The 232-nt window shown below is 41.8% G+C and carries 1 protein-coding gene; it reads left to right on the forward strand.

The features are described 5' to 3' along the window. Nucleotides 1-79: 79 nt before the first annotated feature. Nucleotides 80-232: S-adenosylmethionine:tRNA ribosyltransferase-isomerase (locus SB660_RS24060; protein ID WP_410585149.1), on the forward strand; the 153-nt coding region annotated here is incomplete at its 3' end.

Raw genomic sequence — 232 nt, forward strand, 5'->3', positions numbered from 1 at the left:
GACGTGTCGCAACGCATCTGGCTTACGCACATTTTGGATATGATTATCCACAACAAACATAAAAAAAGGAAGTTTTTTCATGCGTGTAGAAGATTTTGATTTTGAATTACCAGAGGAGCTTATCGCACAAACGCCGCTTGTCGATCGTACGGCAAGTCGGTTAATGGTTGTGACACCGGGCTCAGAGAAAGTCGAGCATCATCATTTTGCTCATATTTTAGAGGAGTTACAT

The sequence above is a fragment of the Bacillus sp. SIMBA_005 genome (assembly GCF_046535585.1).
GTDB lineage: Bacteria > Bacillota > Bacilli > Bacillales > Bacillaceae > Bacillus > Bacillus pumilus.